Annotated in this window: 14 protein-coding genes; 5 read left to right on the forward strand and 9 right to left on the reverse strand. The window is 66.8% G+C overall.

What is annotated here, in order from left to right:
- Positions 1-69 precede the first annotated feature (69 nt).
- Together AC6LJY_RS13595 and sodC are read left to right on the forward strand one after the other, a co-directional pair.
- Positions 70-1,314: a DUF445 domain-containing protein gene (locus AC6LJY_RS13595; protein ID WP_143215434.1), complete on the forward strand. Its 1,245-nt coding sequence runs from the start codon at positions 70-72 to the stop codon at positions 1,312-1,314.
- Positions 1,315-1,459: 145 nt separating this feature from the next.
- Positions 1,460-1,984 carry a superoxide dismutase family protein gene (gene sodC, locus AC6LJY_RS13600; RefSeq protein ID WP_046805909.1) on the forward strand — a complete coding sequence of 175 codons (525 nt, stop codon included), beginning with the start codon at positions 1,460-1,462 and terminating at the stop codon, positions 1,982-1,984.
- 56 nt (positions 1,985-2,040) lie between these two features.
- Here the strand turns inward: sodC and AC6LJY_RS13605 are convergent, their stop codons facing one another.
- From AC6LJY_RS13605 to AC6LJY_RS13645, 9 genes are all read right to left on the reverse strand, one after another.
- The gene (locus AC6LJY_RS13605) at positions 2,041-2,784 is read right to left on the reverse strand and encodes a glutathione S-transferase family protein (RefSeq protein ID WP_498136195.1); all 744 of its coding nucleotides are present in this window, start codon (positions 2,782-2,784) and stop codon (positions 2,041-2,043) included.
- A gap of 367 nt (positions 2,785-3,151) precedes the next feature.
- Positions 3,152-4,495, reverse strand: coding sequence for an MFS transporter (locus tag AC6LJY_RS13610; protein ID WP_498136167.1), 1,344 nt, complete (start codon positions 4,493-4,495; stop codon positions 3,152-3,154).
- 153 nt (positions 4,496-4,648) lie between these two features.
- The gene (map, locus tag AC6LJY_RS13615) at positions 4,649-5,440 is read right to left on the reverse strand and encodes a type I methionyl aminopeptidase (RefSeq protein ID WP_046805911.1); all 792 of its coding nucleotides are present in this window, start codon (positions 5,438-5,440) and stop codon (positions 4,649-4,651) included.
- Complete coding sequence (locus AC6LJY_RS13620; RefSeq protein WP_046805912.1) at positions 5,441-5,683, reverse strand: ParD-like family protein; 243 nt, start codon at positions 5,681-5,683, stop codon at positions 5,441-5,443.
- Between the two features lie 157 nt (positions 5,684-5,840).
- On the reverse strand, positions 5,841-7,754 hold the full coding sequence (locus AC6LJY_RS13625; RefSeq protein WP_046805913.1) for a B12-binding domain-containing radical SAM protein: 1,914 nt from the start codon (positions 7,752-7,754) through the stop codon (positions 5,841-5,843).
- A 111-nt stretch (positions 7,755-7,865) separates the two neighbouring features.
- On the reverse strand, positions 7,866-8,798 hold the full coding sequence (locus tag AC6LJY_RS13630) for a DUF2894 domain-containing protein (protein ID WP_498136168.1): 933 nt from the start codon (positions 8,796-8,798) through the stop codon (positions 7,866-7,868).
- Positions 8,788-9,438, reverse strand: coding sequence for an OmpA family protein (locus tag AC6LJY_RS13635; protein WP_046805914.1), 651 nt, complete (start codon positions 9,436-9,438; stop codon positions 8,788-8,790). Before AC6LJY_RS13635 ends, AC6LJY_RS13630 begins: the two co-directional genes overlap by 11 nt.
- Positions 9,435-13,058 carry a DUF802 domain-containing protein gene (locus AC6LJY_RS13640; RefSeq protein WP_498136169.1) on the reverse strand — a complete coding sequence of 1,208 codons (3,624 nt, stop codon included), beginning with the start codon at positions 13,056-13,058 and terminating at the stop codon, positions 9,435-9,437. The genes AC6LJY_RS13635 and AC6LJY_RS13640 overlap by 4 nt, the downstream gene beginning before the upstream one ends.
- 10 nt (positions 13,059-13,068) lie before the next feature.
- Positions 13,069-13,923, reverse strand: a complete 855-nt coding sequence (locus tag AC6LJY_RS13645) for a DUF3348 domain-containing protein (RefSeq protein ID WP_498136170.1) — start codon at positions 13,921-13,923, stop codon at positions 13,069-13,071.
- A 482-nt stretch (positions 13,924-14,405) separates the two neighbouring features.
- On the opposite strand from AC6LJY_RS13645, the gene AC6LJY_RS13650 reads away from it, so the two are divergent.
- The 3 genes from AC6LJY_RS13650 to AC6LJY_RS13660 all read left to right on the forward strand — a co-directional run bounded on the left by AC6LJY_RS13650 (position 14,406) and on the right by AC6LJY_RS13660 (position 17,706).
- Positions 14,406-15,635 carry a helix-turn-helix domain-containing protein gene (locus AC6LJY_RS13650; RefSeq protein WP_498136196.1) on the forward strand — a complete coding sequence of 410 codons (1,230 nt, stop codon included), beginning with the start codon at positions 14,406-14,408 and terminating at the stop codon, positions 15,633-15,635.
- A 32-nt stretch (positions 15,636-15,667) separates the two neighbouring features.
- Positions 15,668-16,300 (forward strand): Vgb family protein, encoded by a 633-nt coding sequence (locus AC6LJY_RS13655; RefSeq protein WP_046807488.1) that lies wholly within the window; start codon positions 15,668-15,670, stop codon positions 16,298-16,300.
- A gap of 281 nt (positions 16,301-16,581) precedes the next feature.
- On the forward strand, positions 16,582-17,706 hold the full coding sequence (locus tag AC6LJY_RS13660) for a TRAP transporter substrate-binding protein (protein ID WP_046807489.1): 1,125 nt from the start codon (positions 16,582-16,584) through the stop codon (positions 17,704-17,706).
- The last annotated feature ends 16 nt before the right edge of the window (positions 17,707-17,722 follow it).

Here is a 17,722-nt window from a genome sequence, read left to right on the forward strand (position 1 = left end):
TCGCCCGCCGCCGCGTTCGCCACGCATTCGTCCCTGGCTTCCGATGTGCGCCGCACGCAATTGCGGCGCATGAAAATCGCCGCGCTGGCGTTGCTGGTGGCCATGGTGTGCGGCTTCATCACCAGCCACGTCATGGGCGGGCAGGGCGCGTGGGCCTGGGTGCGGGCGTTCTGTGAAGCCGCCACCGTGGGCGCGCTGGCCGACTGGTTCGCGGTGGTGGCGCTGTTTCGCCGCCCGCTGGGCCTGCCCATCCCGCACACAGCAATCATCCCCAGCAACAAAGACCGCATCGGCGACAACCTGGCGGTGTTCGTGCGCGACCACTTCCTGGATCCGGACACCTTGATGGAAAAGCTGCGCGTCTTTGATCCCGCCGCGCGGCTGTCACGCTGGCTGGTGCGGCCCAGGCAGGCGCAGGCCTTGAGCGACGGCGCGCGCCGCGTGGCGCTGCAAACGCTGGACATGCTGGACGACCACGCCGTGCGTGGCGTGATCCAGGAGTTCGTCGTGAAGAACCTGCGCCGTTGGGACGCGGCGGGCACGGTGGGCGAAGTGCTGGGCTTGCTGACGCGCGACGGCCGCCATCAGGAATTGCTGGATGCCGCCATGGAACGGCTGGGCGGCTACCTGGGCCAGGACGAGGTCAAGGATCGCGCGTCGACGCTGTTGGTGAAATTCGCGCGCAAGGAATGGCCGCGCATCATCGCGGCCGTGAACGCGGTGAAGTCGGTGGACGGCATCGCCGACAACCTGGCCGACCGGCTGGCGATGGCGTTGATGGACGAGCTGCGCGACGTGCTGTCCGAACCCGACCATCCCGTGCGCCGCGACTACGAGGCGTGGGTGTTGAACTACATCGAACGCCTGAAGGCCGACCCGGCCTTGTCCGCCCAGGTTGAAGAACTGAAGCAGCGCGCCATTGACCACCCCAAGGTGCAGGAATACGTGCAAGGGCTGTGGGACGACATCCACGCGGCGCTGCGGCGCGATCTGTCCGACGAAGGCTCGGCGCTGGCGGCTCACCTTGAAAGCGCGTTGCTGGCACTGGGCCGCAAGCTGGGCGAAGACCCCGGCCTGCGCGAGGCCATCAACAGCCACGTGCTGGGCAGCGCGCGGCGGCTGACCGGGCGGCTGCGCATCGGCGTGACGGAGCACATCTCGCGCACGGTCAAGAACTGGGACGAACGCCATCTGGTCGATGAACTGGAACTGAGCGTGGGCCGCGATCTGCAATACATCCGTTTCAACGGCACGCTGGTGGGCGGCTTGATCGGCGTGGCGTTGCACGCATTGGTGCTGCTGCTGAATCGTTAACAAGCCTGATGGCTTGTATCAGGAAGGAAGAGTGCTGGCGCGCGTTGGCGCGCCGGTGCTATTGTTTTCTGCGCTATCGGCCAGGCGGCACGGCCGCCGTGGCTGGGCATCCGCACCTTGCGTGCATGATTCCAGGAGGCACTTCATGAAGAAAATCTCGATGCTGGTCGCGGGCCTGACGTTGGCGGGCGCATCCAGCGCGGCCTTGGCCGAAGACGTCACGATGTCGTTCCTGACTGCCGAGGGCCTGGGTAAAAGCGCCGGCACGATTTCCCTGAAGGACACCAAGGGCGGCTTGCAGATCACGCCCCACCTGAAAGGCCTGCCGCCCGGCGAGCATGGGTTTCATGTGCATGAAAAAGGCTCGTGCATGCCAGGCATGGTGAACGACAAGATGGCGCCCGGCGGCGCGGCGGGCGGGCACCTGGACCCCAAGGGCACCAAGGCGCACAAGGGCCCCATGGCCACCGACGGCCATCAAGGCGATCTGCCTTTCATCGTGGTGGCCGCCGATGGCACTGCCAAAAAAGCCGTGGTGGCGCCGCATCTGAAGCTGGCCGACGTGAAAAAGCATGCGGTGATGGTGCACGTGGGCGGCGACAACTACAGCGACACCCCGGCGCCCTTGGGCGGCGGAGGCGGCCGACTGGTTTGCGGCGTGGTGAAGTAGCGCGGACAGGGCGTCAGGGCGGGGCGTGCGGGCGCGGCGTCGCCCGCATGCCAGGGTCAGGCCACGCCGTTGCGGCCGTACAGCCGATAGCCGTCGCGCTCGGTCAGGCGATCGTAGTAGGCCTGCACCGCGGGCAGCGCGGGCTTGTCGAAGGCAGGCAATGACGCCGCGGCGGATAGCGAGGCGGGCGGCGTCGTGGTCGGTGTGGCGGTCGGTGCGGCGTTCGTAGCAGCGGGCGCTGCGGCGTTCGGCGCCAAGGTCGGCAAAGCGAAGGGCGTGGCGAACCAGCGGTTGACGGATAGGCCGATGGCGATGTCTGCCAGCGTGAATGCGTCGCCCGCGACGTAGGCCTTGGTCGCCGCCAGTCGCGCGTCCAGTATCCCCATATAGAACGCCCATGCCCGGCGCGAGGCGTCGATGCTTGCCGCGTCCTGGTGCGCCGGGGAATGCCGCGCCAGCGCCATGAAAGCGTAGCTCCATGACCGGTTCAGGTCAGTGGCCTGCCAGTCCATCCATTGGTCCACGCGGGCGCGTGTCTTGGGATTGGCGGGGTAGAGCGCATCGCCGCCATATTGCGCCGCCAGGTAGCGGATGATGCTGTTGGACTCCCACAGCACGAAGTCGCCGTCTTCAATGACGGGCACCATGGCGTTCGGGTTCAGCGCCAGAAATTCCGGGTCGCTGGTGGGCCGAAAGCCCGCGCCCCAGTCTTCGCGGATGAAAGGCAGGTTCAATTCAGCACAGGTCCAAAGCACCTTGCGCACGTTGATGGACGAAGCTTTACCTAGAATTTTCAGCATCATGCGGGGGCGGCGTATTGGTGGAGTGAGCGCAAATGAAGTGGGCGCAAATGAAGTGACCGCAAATGAAGTGAGGGCAAATGAAGTGCGGGCAAATGAAGTGCGGGCAAATGAAGAGAGGGGCAACTAAGGGGGTATGCCATCGGCTTACCGGCGCGCGGACAGGGGCGAGTCTAACGGGCCGTGTCGTGCCCCGCCAGATACAGAAACGCCCACCGACGACCGCAACAGCCCGCGTGGCATTCTTCGTAACGTCCGGCCGGCCAGCTAGCTAGCCAGCCAGCCCGCGTGGCATTCGTCGTAACGTCCGGCCAGCCAGCCACCAGCCACCAGCCAGCCATCCAGCCCGCCTGATGGCAACGCCGCGCTATGCGCCCGCGCCGACGCTTTCCGGCTGACTGCGCAGCCGCAACACCGGCGACGCGAACAGCACCAGGAACTGAACCACGAACCCCGCCGTGGACGCCCACAGGCACGCTTCGACCCCCACGCGCGCCGCCAGACCCGCGCCGATCAGCGCGCCGACCGGGCGGGCGCCGAACGTGGCGGTCAGGATCACCGCCGACACGCGGCCCAACAGTGCATTGGGCGTGACGGCCTGGCGCAGCGTGGTGGTGGTGATCGTCCACAGAATCGGGCCCGCGCCGAACAGAAAGAACCCCAGGGCCGCCCACACGCCGGACGGGTAGGCCAGGGTGGACAGCAAGATGCCGCTTGCCACCAACGCCGTCAACGGCCCGGCCGCGATCATCGCGCCGAAGCTCAGCCGGCGCGCCAGCCACGGCGCCGCCAACGCACCGGCCAGCATGCCGGCGCCATACACGCCCAGCGTGATGCCCACGCCCGTGGCGCTCAGGCCCAGCCGGTCGATGGCGTACGCCACGTACACCGCTTGCAGAATGAACCAGGCGGTGTTGAAGAACACGGCGGTGATCAGCACGGGACGCAGCAATGCATGTGCCGCGACAAACGCAGCGCCTTCGCGCAATTGCGCCAGGATGCCGGGGCGCAAGGGCGCGCCAACGGGCGGCGCATCCCGCGCAGGCGCCCCTGCATCAGCTCCCCCATCAGACGCCGCATCAGACCCCAGATCGGACGCCGCATCAGACCCCGCATCCGGCGCGGCATCTTGCGGTAAGCCCGCCAGGCACACTGCCGCCAGCAGCGACAAGGTGGTGGCCAGCACATAGGCGATGGGCGCGCCCATCCAGCCCACCAGCGCGCCGCCCGCAGCCGGCCCGGCCGAGAACGCGCAGCTGCGCGCCAACTCCAGCCAGCGGTTGGCGTTGGCCAGGTCGCCGGCCCGCACCAGGCGCGGCACCAGCGCCGGGGCCGATACGTTGTACGCCACGGTGCCCACTGCACCCAGGAAACCCAGCGCCGCCAGCCACGTCAGGTTCAGCGCGCCCATCCAAAGCAGCGCCAGCAAGACCAACAGGCTGGCCGCGCGCACGCATTCGGCCCCCGTCATCAGCGCCTTGCGCGACATTCGGTCGGCCAGGACGCCCGCCGGCAGGGACAGCAGCAGAAACGGCAAGGTCTGCGCCGCTTGCAGCGCGCCGGTCTGCGCGGCCGTGGCGCCCAGCGTCAACACCGCCACCAACGGGGCGGCGGCCAATGCCATCTGTTCGGAAAACTGGGCGGCCAGGTTGGACGCGGCCAAGCGGCGAAAGGCGGCGGGCAGGGAAGACAGGACTGGCGGGACGGGCATGAAGGAATGGGGCAGGGGGCTGCAATAGCGCCGGAAACGGCAAGGGCACGATCATGATCGTGCCCTTGATGGCCTGCACTCCGGTCCTTGCCATGGACCCCGCGACGTTGGGGCGACAGGCCGCCCGGCCCGCCGCAACGGTCACACTTCCCGTCAGGGTATCGGCGGATAGTCGCCGTAGCCGTCGGGCCAGGGCGTCAGTACCTCGTAGCCGGTGTCGGTCACAACCACCATGTGTTCCCATTGCGCCGACAGCGAGCGGTCTTTGGTGACCACCGTCCAGCCGTCCGGCAATTGCTTGGTGGCCGGCTTGCCGGCGTTGATCATCGGTTCAATCGTGAACATCATGCCGGGTTGCAATACCAGCCCTTCGCCGGGGCGGCCGTAGTGCAGCACTTGCGGCTCGTCGTGATAGATCTGGCCGATGCCGTGACCGCAATATTCACGCACGATGCTGAAGTGTTCGCGATGCGCCACCGTCTGGATGGCGTGGCCGATGTCGCCCAGCGTGGCCCCGGGCTTGACGGCCATGATGCCGGCGCGCGTGGCTTCGTACGTGGTGTTGACCAGGCGGCGCGCCAAGGGGCTGGGCTGGCCCACGTAGTACATGCGGCTGGTGTCGCCAAACCAGCCATCCTTGATGACGGCCACGTCGATGTTCAGGATGTCGCCGTTTTTCAGCACCTTGGCCGACGGGATGCCGTGGCAGATGACGTGGTTGACCGACGCGCAGATCGTTTTCGGAAAGCCGTGGTAACCGACGTTGGCCGGAATGGCCTTCAACACGTTGACGATGTATTCGTTGCAGATGCGGTCGAGCTCGTCGGTGGTGACACCGGGGCGCACGTGTTCGCCGATCATGTGCAGCACTTCGGCCGCCATGGCGCCTGCCTTGCGGGCCATGGCGATATCAGCGGCGGATTTGATGGAAACCTTGCGCGCCATTTACGCAACCTCCTGGGCGGCGTCCGGCGTGCGCCGGGACAGCGATGCAATCGTGAAGCCTTCGCTTTGTTCGATGCGGATCAGCAACTGGCAGATGTCCGCGTGGCACATCTCGGGGTAAAGCTCGGACAGCATGCCGATGCGCATCCAGTGTTCAGCTTGGGAATTGATCGAGCGGCTGAGCGCGCTGCTGGCGACACGCAGATTCTCATGCATCTGCTCGGAAATTTTGACGAGGCCCATGAAGGAACGATCCGTATATGGTTTGTATATGGATCGTATAGTACTGCGCGCGACGATCACGTGCAAACGGGGCAAACGGGGCAAACGGGGCAACCCGGGCAAAGCGGAGCAAACCGAAGCCACCCGGAGCCAGCCCTGGCCGGCGTTCGCCCCGGCTTCAGCCCTGCTGGCTGAGCGCGCGGGCGATGCGGTTTTTCGACACGGTGGTCTTGGGCACCTTGAACGGGAACCACGTACGCACGTCTTCGTCCAGGCCGATGCCATGCATGAAGTTGTAGATGGCCTTTTTTAGCGCGCGGCCCAGCGCGTCGTGGTCCACGCCCGTGGGGTCATGAAAGCCGATGTCGTTCTTGGCGAACGTGACGGGCGGCAGGGGTTGCAGCGTGACGCCGTATTCCTCGGGGTTCTTGCCCACCGGCGAATGCACCGTACAGGCAAAGCGGTGGAAGAAGCCGCTTTGGATGCAGTCGTTGGCGAACAGCTGGCGCACGTATTCCAGCGCGTCCACGGTGTCTTGCACCGTTTGCGTGGGAAAGCCGTACATCAGGTAGGCGTGCACCAGGATGCCGGCGTCGGAAAACGCCCGCGTGACGCGCGCCACCTGATCCACCGACACGCCTTTCTTCATCAGGTTCAACAAGCGGTCGGACGCCACTTCCAGCCCGCCCGACACTGCAATGCAACCGCTGTCGGCCAGCAGTTCGCACAATTCCGGGCTGAACGTTTTTTCAAAGCGGATATTGCCCCACCACGAAATGCCCGCGTTGCGGTCGATGAGTTCGGTGGCCAGCGCCTTCAGCGATTTGGGCGGCGCGGCTTCGTCCACGAAATGGAAACCGGTTTGCCCGGTTTCTTGCACGATGGCTTCGATGCGGTCGGCCAGCACCGAGGCGGATGCGCCCTCGTAACGGCCGATGTAGTCCAGGCTGACGTCGCAGAAGCTGCACTTTTTCCAGTAGCAGCCATGCGCCACGGTCAGCTTGTTCCAGCGCCCGTCGCTCCAGAGGCGGTGCATGGGGTTCAGCATGTCCAGCAGCGACAGGTAGCGGTCCAGCGGCAGGCCGTCCCACGTGGGCGTGCCGACTTCGGCAAAGGCCACGTCCGGTTCGACCAGGTTCACGTATTGGACGGCGCCGCTGTCCTTGTCGCGCAGGAACGTGCGCACCAGACGCTGGCGCGACCGCTTGCCTTGCACGTGTTCCAGCAGCGCCAGCAGCGGGCGTTCGCCGGCGTCCAGGCTGACGAAGTCAAAGTAGTCGAACACGCGCGGGTCTTTCAGTTCGCGCAGTTCGGTGTTGACGAAGCCGCCGCCCAGCACGGTGATGATGGCCGGGTCCTGCGCCTTGATGGTTTGCGCAATGCGGAACGCCGCGTATACCGCGCCCGGAAACGGCACCGACAGCAGCACCATCGTTGGCTGATGGCGGGCCAGGGCGTCGATCGTCAGGCCGTGCAGCGTGTCGTCCACCAGCGTGGGCGCGCCGGCCAGGGCGTTGGCCAAAGGGTCGAACGTGGGTTGGCTGCCGGCCAGCGATTCGGCGTAGCGCACGAACTCAAAGCGCGAGTCCACCGCGTCGCGCAGCACGTCCGCCAGGTCATTCAGGTACAGCGTGGCCAGGTGCTTGGCCCGGTCTTGCAGCCCCAGGGCGCCGAACGCCCAGCCCAGCGGGTCGCCACCGTCTTCGTCCATATAGACGTCCAAGGTGCTGAAACGCGGGCCTTCCGGCAGAAAGTGACGGCCCACGATGCGATGCGCCAGCGTGGAATCGCGGCCTTGCAAAAACGCGATGGTCGGGCCGATGGTGGCCAGGTACCGCGGCTGCATCGCCACGAACGCCTGGATGGCGGGCGTGTGCTTTTCAAGCGGCAACGTGGCGATCCGGTCCGCCACGGCGCGCAGGCCGTCGCCCGACAACAGGCGCAACACCAGCGCAAGCGCCAGGTCTTCCTGATAGGCAGTGACCCCCCGCGACCGCAAAAAGCCGGTCAGATAGGCGGTGGAGGGGTAGGGCGTATTGAGCTGGGTCATCGGGGGGATGATCGACAGCACACGGATAGGCAAGGTGGACATGAGGTACGGCGACGGGGCCGTCAAAGCGGGTGGGGGCGATGGGTGGCCGACGGGGTGGCCGGATACGGATGGGCTTAATTATAGGCAGGGCCGGCAACCCGGCCGCAGGGGCTAGCCTTGCCGCGCCTTCGCCCGCGAGGTCTTTTTCGCGGCGCCCGAGCGCGTGCTTTCCTTGGGCGCGGGCGCCGTGGCCGCGTGGATCTGCTCCATCCACATCAACGCGTCCGTGTACGACAGAAACTGTTGCAGGTAACCGGGCGACAACTCGCGCATGAGCGACAGCGCACGGTGCACCAGTTGGTTGGAGTTGAGCGGGCCGGCGTTCTTGTGCACCTGCTCTTGCGACTGGCGCACCTGCCGGTCGGCGCTGACGCGCGACCAGACGCCGCGAAAATACTCCAGCATCTGCACGTCGGGATATGCCTCGCGCAGGCCAAGCGCATCGCGGTCCCAGGTCGGGTCGTTGTCCGGGGCGTCGGGGTACGTCAGGTAGGCCAGCAGCTCGGTCAGCGCGGCGGGGGCGGATTGGGGGGTGGCAGAGGCGGCAGGCGATGTCTCGGCCGATGTCGACGCGGGATGCGATGAGTGGGGCGAAGAGGGGTGCGAAGGGCGGTGCGAAGGGCGGTGCGAAGCGGGGGGCGAAGCGGGCTCTGATGCCTCGGCCGAATCCATCGTCGAAGCGTCCGGCTCCACTTCCTCCAGCAGCTGCGCATAAGCGCGCAGATGCGTGTCCAACTTGTCCTCCAGCTGTTGGCGGGCAAGGCCTTGCAGGGGGGCGGTGCGCCGCGCCATGGCTTGAAGAAAGCGAAAGCGCACCGGGTCGAGGCGGTCGGCACCGCTGTCGCCCCAGGCGTCCAGGGTGGCTTGTGCCGCCAGCCAGGGCACGTCAACGCCCGCTGCGTCCGCCGCGTCGGCGGCGCCCGCGGTATCCACGGCTTGGGCGGCCTGGACGGCATCGGTCGGCTCCACGGCATCCGCCGCGTCCACGCCGTCCACGCCATTCACGGCATCCACCGCGCCGTCGACATCGTCGTTACTGTTCACGCGGCTTTCCCGGCTCATTGGACGGCTTCGGGATGGGCGTGATTTCCACGCGGCGGTTCTTGGCGCGGCCGGCTTCGTCGGCGTTCGACGCCACCGGCTGCTCGGACCCAAAGGCGGCGGCAAACACGGTGGCGGACGGCACGCCTTCGTCGATCAACGCGCGCGTGACCGTCAGCGCGCGCTGCGCCGACAAGTCCCAGTTGTCCGCAAAACGGCGGTTGCCTTCGCGCACTTGCTGGTCGTCGGTGTAGCCGCTGACCATCAGGATTTCGTCGTGCGTCTTCAGGTACGCGGCCAGCGGTTCGATCAGCGTCTTCAAGACCTCGCGGCCTTCGGGCTGCAACTGGTCCGAGTTCAAGGCAAACAGCACGCTGCCGCTGATGCCGATGCGGCCGTTGATCAAGGTCACGCGGCCGGCGGCCAGCGGCCCCGCCAGCGCCTGCTCCAGCGTTTCGCGCCGCTGCGTTTCTTCCTGCCGTTGCTTGACCTCTTCTTCCAGCTGCGTCGACAGTTGCAGCTGCACGCCGATCACACTGACCAGAATCAGCACGAACGCGCCCAGCAGCACCGACATCAAGTCGCCGAAGACGGCCCAGGCCGGTGCGGAGGCTTCGACGCCGCCGTCGATGTCCTCGCTCATGCGATCTGCTCTCCGGCGGTGGCGCGCTGGGTGGCCAGCTGTTGCAGGTTTTCAATGATCTGCTTTTGCGACATCAGGCTCAGGTCCACCACTTCGCGCGCCTGCGCCACGTAGTAGGACAGTTGCTCGTCGCCGCGCGCGATGGACTTGTCCAGCGCCGCTTCGATGCGTTGCAGGTGCGCCACCAGCTTGTCGTTGGACTCGCCGAACAGCTGCACCGCCGCGCCGAACGATTCGCCCAGGCTGGCCACTTCCACGGCGCTGCTGGTCACTGCCGCAGCCACATCGGTCAGCTTGCCGGTCTCGGCTTGGACGCGGTCGGTGAACTGCGTGCCCACGCGTTCCAGCAGCTCGGCCGACGAGGCCACCAGCGCATCCACGGCCGTGCGCTGTTCGGCGGCGGTGTGGTTGACGGCGTTAAGCAGCGTGTCCAGCGTTTCCAAGAGGCGGTTGCGCTCTTGCAGCATGTCGTTGTCGCGCACCATGCTGTCGGAAAGCTTCTGGCGCAGTTCGCCGATGACGTCGGCGGCGGCCTTGGGCGCTTCCGACGCGGCTTGCACCAATCGGCCGATTTCCGTGATGGTTTCGCTGGCATGCGCCTGCGTTTGCGCGGTGATGTCGTTGGCGGTTTGCGCCAGCGTGTCGGCAACGGCGGCCAGCTTGCCGGTCCACGCGGCCAAGCGTTCTTCGTCCTTGGCGGCCAGCGCCGCTTGCAGATCGGCGTGGGATTGGTCCAGCGTGTGCAGCAACGATGCCGAATGCTGTTCGAACGTGGCGGCGGCGGCCTCCAGCGCCTGCTGGTTGCCGTCGGCCAGTTGCTGGTTGACCTGCTCCTGGCGCGTCTGGGCGTCCGTCCAGGCCTGGGTGACCTGGCTTGCCGCTGTCTCCAGGCGGGTGGACGCGGTTTCCAGCACGCTTGCCTGCGCCTCGGCCTGCGCCGTGAGGGTTTGCGTGGTTTGCGCCAGCGCCTGCGTCAATTCCTGCTGGCGGGTGGCGGCCTGCGCGCCCGCCAATTCCCATTCCTGGCCCAGCGCATCGGCCAGCGCGGCCAGCTTGCCGGTCCAGGCAGCCAGGCGCGCTTCGTCCTTGGACGCCAGCGCGGCTTGCAGATCGGCGTGCGATTGATCCAGCTTTTGCAGCAGCGATGCGCCGTGCTGCTCGAACGTGGCGGCGGCGCTCGTCAGGGCTTGCTGGTTGTCGGCGGCCAGCTTCGCGCTGACGTGTTCCTGGCGCGCCTGCGCCTCGGTCCACGCCTGCGTCACGCTGCTGGCGGCGGTTTCCAGGCGGGCCGATACGCTCTCCAGCAGGCGCGCCTGCGCTTCGGTCTGGCCGGTGACGTCCAGCGCGGTCAGCGCCAGTGCGTCGCTGATTTCCTGCTGGCGCGCCACGGTATGGTCGCCTGCGGCCTTCCATTCCTGCCCCAACGTGGCCGCCATGGCGGTCAGCGTGCCGGTCCAGGCGGCCAGGCGTTCGTGGTCCTTGGCGGCCAGCGCCGTTTGCAGATCGGCGTGCGACTGGTCCAGCTTTTGCAGCAGCGATGCCGAATGCTGCTCGAACGCAGCGGCGGCGGTCGTCAAGGCTTGCTGGTTGTCGGCGGCCAGCTTTTCGGCCACTTCGCTCTGGCGATCCAGCGCGGTGTTCCAGCGGTCCGACACGCTGTTGGCGGCGGATTCCAGGCGGGTCGATACGTTTTGCAGCAGCTGCGCCTGCGCTTGGGCTTGCGCGCCGATGTCGCGCGCGGTGCCGGCCAGCGCGGCGCTGATGGCTTCCTGCCGAGTCGCGGCCTGCGCACCGGCCTGTTCCCATTCAGCGCGCAGGGTGGCAGCCGTAGCGGCAAGCGATTCGGTCCAGGCGGCCAGACGCGCTTCGTCCTTGGACGCCAACGCCGCTTGCAGGTCCGCATGCGACTGGTCCAGCGTGCGCAGCAGCGACGCAGAATGCTGCTCGAAGGCGGCGGCGGCGGTGGTCAGGGCTAGTTGGTTGTCGGCAGCCAGCTTTTCGGCCACTTCGCTCTGGCGATCCAGGGCAGTGTTCCAGCGGTCAGACACGTTATTGGCGGCGGCTTCCATGCGGGCCGACACCGCTTCCAGCACGCTGGCTTGCGCGGCGGCCTGGGCGTTGATGTCGCGCACGGTCTGCGCCAGTGTGTCGCTGATGGCCTGTTGCCGGGTGGCGGCTTGCGTGCCGGCCTGCTCCCATTCCTGGCGCAGCGTGGCGCCCATGGCGCCCAGCGTTTCGGTCCAGGCGGCCAGGCGTTGCTGATCGCGCGAGGCCAGTTCCGATTGCAGCAAGCTGTGCGAATCGTTCAGTGTGCGCAACAGCGATGCCGAGTGTTTTTCGAAGCTGGCGGCAGCAGCCGTCAGCGCTTGCAGATTGTCGCCCGCCAGCTTTTCGCTGACGTGTTCCTGGCGCGACAACGCCGCCGTCCAGGCCTCGGACAGGTTGCCCGACGACGCTTCCAGCCGCGCCGACACACCGTCCAGCAAGGCGGCCGAGCGCTGTTCAAAGGTTTCGGCAAAGCGGTCCAGCGAGGCGCGCAGATCTTGCGCCAGCGTCTCGCTGGCGCGTTGCTGGCCGGCCAGCGCCTGGTTCCAGATGTCGGCCACATTGCTGGTGGACGCCTGGAAGCCCGAGGTCAGGCTGCTTAGTTGCTGCTGCACGGCCTGGGCCACGGTGTCTTGCAGGCTGGCGGTTTCGCGCGACAGGCTTTCCATCGTGGCTTGCACCACCGGCTGCAAGGCAACGCCGGCAGAGCGCGCGCTTTCGGCCACGCCTTCTTTCATGGACTGCTCCATGACGGCAGCCAGGCGGGCGTACGCCGCCTCGGCTTTGCCCTGGAACGCGTCCTGGCTGGCCAACTGGCGTTCGTTCAGGGAACGCGTCTGCTGTTCCATGCCCTGCATCATGGCTTGCAGGCGGTCAACCAGCGTGGGCATGGCTTCGGCCTGACGCTGCATGACTTCGGCCTGGCGTTGCAGCAGCTTGAACGATTCTTCGCGCTGATAGCTTTGCGAGTACACGCGCAGCGTGGTGGCGATCTTGGCGTCAAGCAGCTGCGCGGCCTGCACGCGTTCGCGGCGGCACAGCGCGGCCAGCAGGCCCAGCATGGCGGACGTGGCCACGCCGGCAATCGAGGTGCCGAACGCAAAGCCCAGGCCCTTGACCGGCGCGGCGAGCGAGGCGCGGATGGCGCCCAGGTCAGTGGCGCTTTCCAATGCCATGCCGGTGCCGCGCAGCGTCACAACCATGCCCAAAAAGGTGCCCAGCATGCCCAGCAAAACCAGCAGGCCGACCAGATACGGGGCCAGCGCCGGGCCGGGCAAGCCCACCCGTTCGCCTTCCACCCGCAGCCGGACGGCGTTGCGTAGGCTGGCCGGTAATTGGTCCAGCCACGAGGCCAGGCTGGCCGGCGGTTCGTTCAGTGACGTGCTGGCGCGCGCCAGTCCGCTGGTGGCCTGCTGATACCGCAGCAGTTCCCAAGCGCCCGCCAGATAGCAGATGCCGATCAGCAGCGTCACGGCCAGCGCCAACGGGTTCGACCCCGCATAGCCCGCGCCAATCCAGCCCACAACGGCCAAGCCGGCCACAAATACAACGAAATTGATCAGAGTCTTGGACATGGTGTCCTGGTTAGCTGGCGCGAAGGGCGGCAAGCAGCCCTTCGACCGGTTGTAGTCGAACATCCAATTCGGCAAGCAGGACGCTGCGCATATCCTTGCGGAAAACGTCCAGCCAGGCGCCGGGGGTGACAGGCGGTGTTGCGGTTGCCGGCCCGGGCGCCTTGCCGTTGCCGTCCTCCAGCTTGGCGGCGCCATCGGCGGGCGGCGCAGCATCGGCTTGAGCGGCGGGTGCGTCCACGGGCGCATCCACAGACGCATCCACGGGCGCCAACGCCGCCGCCTCGGCCAGCCGCAAGCGCTCGAAATGCCCCTGCAAAAGCTTGGGGATCGCGCCGAACAGCGCGCGTTCCTTGGGCAGCAGCGCCCGGTCCATGATGGCGTCCACCACGGCCAGACGGGTCATCTCGCCATTTTTGGCCGCGACCATTCCGCGCAGACGGCTGCGCAAGTTGCCCACGCTGGTTTCCATAGTGTGCTGCAACGACAGGTAGCGCTGGCGAAAATTCGAGTAATCGGCCTCGGCCTGCTCGACGGCCGCCGACTTCTTGGCCGGCGCCTGTCCCGGCACGATCCGCTTGGCGCTTGTGGCTGCCGTGTCGCTGGCGATGGCGTCTGCCAGCGTCGTGCGCACGCGCGCGCATTCCCGCTCTTCGGCGCTGCTGAACATGCGCGCGCCGGGGGCGATCACCGGCGGGCTCGTGTTCAGGGCCGCGGACAGTGCGATCGCGTCCGTCCAACCAAGCCACTGGCTCAAATGGTCGGACAACGATTGCCTGGATTCCGGAACGTCGACATCCGTCAGGCGAGTCAGCAAGCGAATGAGCGTCGGGCCGCTTAAACCTGTGCGCTGTGGGGCTTGCAACATACCACCAGAGTCAAAAAGGGGGGAGTTTACACGCTGGCGGGCCGCCCAAGGGTGGGGGAACCCTGGTGACCATGTAAATGGGGTCGCATCCCTTGCCCCCACGCACGCGTCGTGCTTGCCACGAGCGTTGCGCCTGAGCCGAAGGCGCGGGCCGGCAGGGCGGCAGGGGGCGGGCGGCAGCGGCAGGGCCGGGGCTGGCGGACCAGAAGATCAAGCGACGGAAAGCGGTGGTAGATTGGTGCGCGGCCGACGCCAAGGCCGAAGCCCGGACCCAGGCGAGACCGACGCCAATGCCAAGGCCAAAGCCGAAGCCAAAGCCAAAGCCAAAGCCAAGCCAAAGCTGAAGCTGAAGCCAAGCCAAAGCCAATGCCAATGCCAATGCCAAGGCCCAAGCCCAAGCCGAAGCCCAAGCCGAAGCCCAAGCCCAAGCCCAAGCCCAAGCCCAAGCCCATACAGGGAAACTTCAGTTGCCTGAGCACTCCATCGATTTGCCGATCACCCGCGCGGCGCGTGCCTTGGCCGCCGGCGACCCATTGACGGCGCTGAACCAGGTGTCGCTGCGTGACGATGCCCCGGCGCTGGCCTTGCGCGGCATCGCCATGGCGCAACTGGGCGACTTCGCCCGGGCCAACGCGCTGTTGCGCAAGGCCGCGCGTGCCTTCGGGCCAGCGAACCCGGCCGCGCGCGCCCGTTGCATCGTGGCCGAAGCCGAAGTGGCCTTGGCCTCGCGCGATCTGGCGTGGCCCGAAAAGGCGCTGGCCGCCGCCCGCACCGCCTTGGCCGTCCACGGCGACCTCGTCAACGCGGCGCACGCCGCCTACTTGCAGGCGCGGCGGCTATTGCTGCTGGGTCGCCTGGACGAAGCCGAGCAGGCCCTGGCCGGCGTGGACGCCCCGGCCATGCCTGCCGCGTCCCGCGCGATCCACGAATTGATCGCGGGCGGCATCGCGTTGCGCCGGGTGCGCGCGCACGACGCCGCAGCGGCGCTGGCCCGTGCCGAGCACGCCGCGCGCCAGGCCGGCGTGCCCGCCTTGGTGGCCGAAGTGGACCACGCCGTGCAGGCGCTGCATGCGGTGGCCGCCCGTCACGTCACGCCGGACGGCACGCGCGACCTGACGCTGGCTGACGCCGAGGCGCTGTTGGCGTCCCCGGCGCTGATCATCGACGCGTGCCGCAATGCCGTGCGGCAAGGCCAACTGATCGTGCCTTTGGCCAGCCGCCCGATTCTGTTTGCCTTGGCGCGGTTGCTTGCCCAGGGCTGGCCACACGATGTCAGCCGCGAATTCCTGATCGCCCGCGCTTTTCGCACCGGCTTTCAAGACGATTCGCATCGCGCCCGCCTGCGTGTGGAAATCGGACGCTTGCGGACCGCGTTGCGGCCATTGGCGGCGGTGACCGCCACGCGTGACGGCTTTGCGCTGCAACCCCACGCCGATCTGGGCGTCATCGTGCTGGCGCGTCCGGTGGACGTGGCCGACCGGGATCATGCCGCGGTGCTGGCTTGCCTGGTTGACGGCCAGGCCTGGTCCAGCTCGGCCCTGGCGCTGGCGCTGGGCGCCAGTCAGCGCACCGTGCAGCGGGCGCTGGATGCGCTGGCCGCGTCGGGCCAGGTGCTGCCGCTGGGCCAGGGCAGGGCGCGCCGCTGGACGACGCCCAGCGTGCCGGCGTTCACGACAAGCTTGTTACTCCCCACTCTCATGCCCGGTCAGTAGGATGAAGTTTCCCCTCTTTCAAGGAAGCAACCATGAAACGAAGCCAAGCTGAAATCGTCCGTGAATACGGCCCGTTCCCCGGTGCCGACGCCGTGCATGGTGTCAGCTACGACGGTCGCCATGTGTGGGTCGCGCTGGGCGAAAAGCTGATCGCGCTGGACCCCGAGTCCGGCGAAACCCTGCGCACGCTGGACGTCGTGGCCAATGCCGGCACGGCCTTCGACGGCAAGCATCTCTATCAGATCGCCGAAGGAAAAATACAGAAGCTGGACCCGGTCAGCGGCAAGGTGCTGGCAAGCATTCCCGCGCCGGGCGGCGGCGATGACTCGGGCATGGCCTGGGCCGACGGCTCGTTGTGGGTCGGGCAGTACCAACAACGCAAGATCCACCAGGTGGACCCGGAGACGGGCCGCGTCCTGCGCACCATCGATTCCAACCGGTACGTGACCGGTGTCACGTGGGTGGACGGCCAGCTGTGGCACGGCACCTGGGAAGAAAACGCACGCGAATTGCGGCGTCTTGAGCCCGACACGGGCGCCGTGCTGGAAAGCATCGACATGCCCGAAGGCGTGGGCGTGTCGGGTTTGGAATCCGACGGCGCCGACCGCTTTTTCTGCGGCGGCGGCAACGCGGGCAAGGTGCGCGCCGTGCGCCGCCCGACCTGATCCACCCGCACGCCGAACGGCGTTCTTACCCGCGCGCCGTCATGTCCGCACATGGCGGCGCGCTTGTTTATCGCGGCCAAACGCGCTAGGTCCTTCGGCTAGGGTAAGTCCTGACAAACAGCTGATTGTCAGCCGTTAGTCAGGAAGGTTTAATCAGCACAAAGTTGCAACGCAGTCGTAGCCCCGACACCGGGAAGCTCGCAGCAGGCGTTTCCCCGCGTCCCCCGCAGGTGCAGTTACTACACGCTGGTCCATGTAGTCCACCAAGGAGACAAGTAGCCATGCAACACGTCACAAAGCCCCGCCGCAAGTTCATCTCGGGCGCTGCCGTCGCCGGCGCCGCCGCACTGGGTTTCCCTGCCGTGACACGGGCGCAGAATGCGCCGGTTTCATTGCGGTTCCAAAGCACCTGGCCCGCCAACGACATCTTTCACGAGTTCGCGCGCGACTATGCGCAAAAGGTCAACGACATGGCCGGCGGCCAGTTGAAGATCGAAGTCTTGCCGGCCGGCGCGGTGGTCAAGGCGTTCGACCTGCTGGACGCGGTATCGGCCGGCACGCTGGACGGCGGGCACGGCGTCGTGGCCTATTGGTACGGCAAGAACACGGCCGTAGCGCTGTGGGGCTCGGGGCCGTCATTCGGCATGGATGCCAACATGTTGCTGGCCTGGCATGAATACGGCGGCGGCAAGGAATTGCTGACCGAAATCCAGAAGGCCATGGGCGTGAACGTGGTGTCGTTGATGTACGGCCCGATGCCGACGCAGCCGTTTGGATGGTTCAAGCGCCCGGTCACCAAGGTGGAAGACGTCAAGGGCGTGAAGTTCCGCACGGTGGGCCTGGCCATCGACATGTACACGGCCATGGGAGCGGCGGTGAACGCCTTGCCCGGCGGCGAAATCGTGCCGGCGCTGGATCGCGGGCTGCTCGATGGCGCCGAGTTCAACAACGCGTCGTCCGACCTGGCGCTAGGCTTTCAAGACGTGTCCAAGATCTGCATGCTGCAAAGCTTTCACCAAAGCGCGGAGCAGTTTGAAGTGCTGTTCAACAAGGCCAAGTACGACTCGCTGCCGCCGCACTTGAAGCACGTGCTTAGCTACGCGGCGCAGGCCAGCAGCGCCGATATGTCGTGGAAGGCGGCAAACCGCTATTCGCAGGACTACATCAAGCTGCAGAAGGAACACAACGTCAAGTTCTACAAGACGCCGGACGCCATCTTGCAGCAACAGTTGAAGATCTGGGACGAGATGATCGCCAAGCGTTCCGCCGAGAATCCGCTGTTCAAGAAAGTGCTGGATTCGCAGCGCGCGTTTGCTGAGCGGGTGGGGCGTTGGCACGGGGATACCTCGGTCAATTACCGGATGGCCTACAACCATTATTTTTCGCGCACCAGCAAGCCGGCCTGACCTCATCCCAGGCCCA

The sequence above is a fragment of the Achromobacter sp. RT286_PF genome (assembly GCF_059760425.1).

What these genes read in the sequence shown, in the direction of transcription:
- AC6LJY_RS13595 (WP_143215434.1), top strand. Translation starts at nt 70, where the DNA reads ATGAAAATCGCCGCGCTGGCGTTGCTGGTGGCCATGGTGTGCGGCTTC.
- sodC (WP_046805909.1), top strand. Translation starts at nt 1,460, where the DNA reads ATGAAGAAAATCTCGATGCTGGTCGCGGGCCTGACGTTGGCGGGCGCA.
- AC6LJY_RS13605 (WP_498136195.1), bottom strand. Translation starts at nt 2,784, where the DNA reads ATGCTGAAAATTCTAGGTAAAGCTTCGTCCATCAACGTGCGCAAGGTG.
- AC6LJY_RS13610 (WP_498136167.1), bottom strand. Translation starts at nt 4,495, where the DNA reads ATGCCCGTCCCGCCAGTCCTGTCTTCCCTGCCCGCCGCCTTTCGCCGC.
- map (WP_046805911.1), bottom strand. Translation starts at nt 5,440, where the DNA reads ATGGCGCGCAAGGTTTCCATCAAATCCGCCGCTGATATCGCCATGGCC.
- AC6LJY_RS13620 (WP_046805912.1), bottom strand. Translation starts at nt 5,683, where the DNA reads ATGGGCCTCGTCAAAATTTCCGAGCAGATGCATGAGAATCTGCGTGTC.
- AC6LJY_RS13625 (WP_046805913.1), bottom strand. Translation starts at nt 7,754, where the DNA reads ATGTCCACCTTGCCTATCCGTGTGCTGTCGATCATCCCCCCGATGACC.
- AC6LJY_RS13635 (WP_046805914.1), bottom strand. Translation starts at nt 9,438, where the DNA reads ATGAGCGAGGACATCGACGGCGGCGTCGAAGCCTCCGCACCGGCCTGG.
- AC6LJY_RS13640 (WP_498136169.1), bottom strand. Translation starts at nt 13,058, where the DNA reads ATGTCCAAGACTCTGATCAATTTCGTTGTATTTGTGGCCGGCTTGGCC.
- AC6LJY_RS13645 (WP_498136170.1), bottom strand. Translation starts at nt 13,923, where the DNA reads ATGTTGCAAGCCCCACAGCGCACAGGTTTAAGCGGCCCGACGCTCATT.
- AC6LJY_RS13655 (WP_046807488.1), top strand. Translation starts at nt 15,668, where the DNA reads ATGAAACGAAGCCAAGCTGAAATCGTCCGTGAATACGGCCCGTTCCCC.
- AC6LJY_RS13660 (WP_046807489.1), top strand. Translation starts at nt 16,582, where the DNA reads ATGCAACACGTCACAAAGCCCCGCCGCAAGTTCATCTCGGGCGCTGCC.